This is a genomic window from Streptomyces hirsutus (assembly GCF_001418415.1).
Taxonomy (GTDB): Bacteria; Actinomycetota; Actinomycetes; order Streptomycetales; family Streptomycetaceae; genus Streptomyces; species Streptomyces hirsutus.
On sequence record NZ_LIQT01000688.1, the window covers coordinates 1 to 3,228 of the forward strand.

Below are 3,228 nucleotides of genomic sequence, written 5' to 3' on the forward strand. Positions count from 1 at the left end.
GCTTCCCCGGCCCGCCCCGCTCAGCCGGTCACCGCCTCCCACACGCTCCACACCCCGAGCCCCAGCATCAGCAGCGCCGCTATGCGGGTGATCAGCTTGAGCGGCACCCGCTTCATCAGGGCCTTTCCGCCGACGATGCCCAGCCCGGCCACCGCCCACAGTGCCAGCACCGCGCCCAGGCCGACGGAGAGCGGGTCGTCGTAACGGGCGGCGAGGTTGGCCGTCATGATCTGGGTGAGATCGCCGAACTCGGCGACCAGGATGAGCATGAAGCCCGCCCCGGACACCTTCCAGAAGGACTGGTCCTCCGGCTTGCGGATCTCCTCGTCGCCGTCGTCCTTCTTGAACAGCAGCACCGCCGCGCCGCCCAGGAAGAGCGCACCCGTGATCGCACTCACGAGCTGCTGCGGCAGCAGGGTGAGCACGCTGCCCGCCGCCACCGCGAGCGCGACGTGCACGGCGAAGGCGGCGGCGACACCGGCGAAGACGTAGGAGGCCCGGTAGCGGGTGCCGAGGACGAGGCCGGCGAGCGCGGTCTTGTCCGGCAGCTCGGCGAGGAAGACGACGCCGAACACGACGGCCGTCACGGTCAGGTTGATCAAGGTTCCTCGATCGGTCGGGGCTGCCCCGCCGAGAGTCTGTGTGTGTCCACGGGACGCCTCGGCACGGCAGCACACATGGCACCCGTACCGAAGGGCACGGGCGTGCACTGCTTGCCGAAGGTCTCGCCGGCCGACCCCTGTACGGGGCCTGCCTCCGGGCGCCGGCTCAGACGGGCTGAGCAGTATGTCGACGGTCCGGCGAAGGGCTACTCCCCCTCTGCGCCACCCATCGTACGCGAGGCCGGTCCGAGCACCCGCCCGAGCGCTCGCCGGACAGCCGTGCGCGCACCTGCGCGTGCGCCTCCGCGCGCACCCGCGCACCCCTCCGGCCCCTCCCGTGGACGCGGGGATCCCGCGGAAACGTCACGCCCGCACGGCATCCGCACCGCATCGGCACCGCCGCACATCTAGACACGCCATGCACACGTCATTAACTTCTCACCGGACCCACCCCTCCCCGTAACACGCCGAAGCGAGCATTCCCCTTGCTCGCACTCCAACGGCCTCACCCCACAAGGGAGTTCGCATGCCGAAGTTCTACGCGCGTCGACGTCTGGGCATCGTCGCGGCGCTCACCGCGCTCATAGCCTCCGCCGGGATACTCAACGGCCCGAGTGCCTCCGCAGCCCTCCCCACCCCGGTGAGCGCCGCCACCGCCCGCACCTACCTCGCCTCGCTCACCGTGTCCACCGAGAGCCGCACCGGCTACAACCGCGACCTCTTCCCCCACTGGATCACCGTCAGCGGCACCTGCAACACCCGCGAGACGGTCCTCAAGCGCGACGGCACGAACGTCGTCACCGACTCCGCCTGCGCCTCCACCAGCGGCAGTTGGTACTCCCCGTTCGACGGCGCCACCTGGACCGCCGCCTCCGACGTGGACATCGACCACCTCGTCCCGCTCGCCGAGGCCTGGGACTCCGGCGCCGGCTCCTGGACCACGTCCCGGCGCCAGGCCTTCGCCAACGACCTGACCCGCCCTCAGCTCCTCGCGGTCACCGACAACGTCAACCAGTCCAAGGGGGACAAGGACCCCGCCGAGTGGATGCCGTCCCGCACGGCCTACCACTGCACCTACGTCCGCGCCTGGGTGCAGGTGAAGTACTACTACGGCCTGTCGGTCGACTCGGCCGAGAAGTCCGCCCTGCAGGGCTACCTCGCGAGCTGCTGACCGCGCGGTACACCGCGACGGGCGCAAGATCCCCCGCTCTCCTCCGTCGTTCCGTACCGTACGGGGCGACGGAGGAAGGGGGCACCACCATGACCGGACTGCGCCTCGGGCCGCTGCTGAGGTACGTCGACGATTCGTCCGCGACCGTCTGGATCGAGACGAGCCGGCCGTGCGCCGCCGAGGTGCGCTGCGCCGACGGGTCCGGCGGAACGGCCCGCACCTTCCAAATCGCGGGGCACCACTACGCGCTCGTCGAGGTGACCGGCCTGACCCCGGGCACGACGACGCCCTACGAGGTGTTCCTCGACCGCACCCGCGTGTGGCCGCCCGCCGAGGACGAGGCCTTCGCGTCGCTGCCGCCCTCCGTCATCGCCACTCCCGGCGCGGAGGCCGACGCCGGGGTGCGGGTCGCCTTCGGCTCCTGCCGCTGGGCGTCCCCGCCGGCCGGCGAGCCCGATCCCGTCGGCCCCGACGCGCTGCACGGCCTGGCCGCGCGCATCGCCGCCGACCCGGGCGGCGAGCGGCCCGACGTGCTGCTCCTGCTGGGCGACCAGGTGTACGCGGACGAGGTCTCCGACGCCACACGCGCCTATCTCGCCGCCCGCCGCGGCCTCGAGGACCCGTCGGGCGACCAGGTGGCGGACTACGAGGAGTACACCCACCTCTACTACGAGTCCTGGCTCGACCCGCTGGTGCGCTGGCTGCTGTCGACCGTCCCCACGTGCATGGTCTTCGACGACCACGACGTGATCGACGACTGGAACACCTCCGCCTCCTGGGTCGCCGACATGCGGGCCGCGTCCTGGTGGGGCGAGCGGGTGCACAGCGGTCTGATGTCGTACTGGGTGTACCAGCATCTCGGCAACCTCTCCCCGCGCGAACTGGAGGCGGACCCGCTGTACGCGTCCGTGCGGGAACGCCCCGACGGTACGGACGTGTTGCGGGCCTTCGCCGCGAAGGCCGAGGCCGACGCGGCCTCGGTGCGCTGGAGTTACCGGCGCGACTTCGGCCGGGTGCGGCTGCTGATGGTGGACACCCGGGCGGCCCGGGTCCTGGCGGAGGGCGAGCGTGCGATGCTCGACCCGTCCGAGGCGGCCTGGCTGCGCGAACAGGCGCTGGACGAGCACGGCGCGTACGACCATCTCCTCATCGGCACGTCCCTGCCCTGGCTGCTGCCGCATCTGGTGCACGACGTCGAGGGGTGGAGCTCCGTGCTGACCCGGGGTGACAAGGGGCCCCGCTGGGCGCGGTTCGGGGAGTGGCTGCGGCGCGCGGCGGATCTGGAGCACTGGGCGGCGTTCCCGGAGTCCTTCGGGGAACTGGCGGAGGTGATCGCCGAGGCCGGTACGGGGCCGGACGCGCCGGCGACGGTGTGTGTTCTCTCCGGTGACGTCCATCACGCGTACGTGGCGGAGCCGAGCTGGGGCGCGGAGGGACGGGGGCACGGGTCCGGGG

Annotated in this window: 3 protein-coding genes; 2 read left to right on the top strand and 1 reads right to left on the bottom strand. The window is 72.0% G+C overall.

Annotated elements, in window-relative coordinates:
* Positions 1-20: 20 nt before the first annotated feature.
* Positions 21-602 (bottom strand): TMEM165/GDT1 family protein, encoded by a 582-nt coding sequence (locus tag AOK11_RS37465; protein ID WP_055598087.1) that lies wholly within the window; start codon positions 600-602, stop codon positions 21-23.
* A 526-nt stretch (positions 603-1,128) separates the two neighbouring features.
* Here AOK11_RS37465 and AOK11_RS37470 point away from each other — a divergent pair.
* Both AOK11_RS37470 and AOK11_RS37475 read left to right on the top strand, forming a co-directional pair.
* On the top strand, positions 1,129-1,773 hold the full coding sequence (locus AOK11_RS37470) for an HNH endonuclease family protein (RefSeq protein WP_055598088.1): 645 nt from the start codon (positions 1,129-1,131) through the stop codon (positions 1,771-1,773).
* Positions 1,774-1,862: 89 nt separating this feature from the next.
* Positions 1,863-3,228, top strand: a 1,366-nt coding sequence (locus AOK11_RS37475) for an alkaline phosphatase D family protein (protein ID WP_055598089.1), incomplete at its 3' end; no start/stop codon positions are given.

Bases quoted from the DNA above. Each gene is read 5' to 3' on its own strand.
- AOK11_RS37470 (WP_055598088.1), top strand. From the start codon at position 1,129: ATGCCGAAGTTCTACGCGCGTCGACGTCTGGGCATCGTCGCGGCGCTC.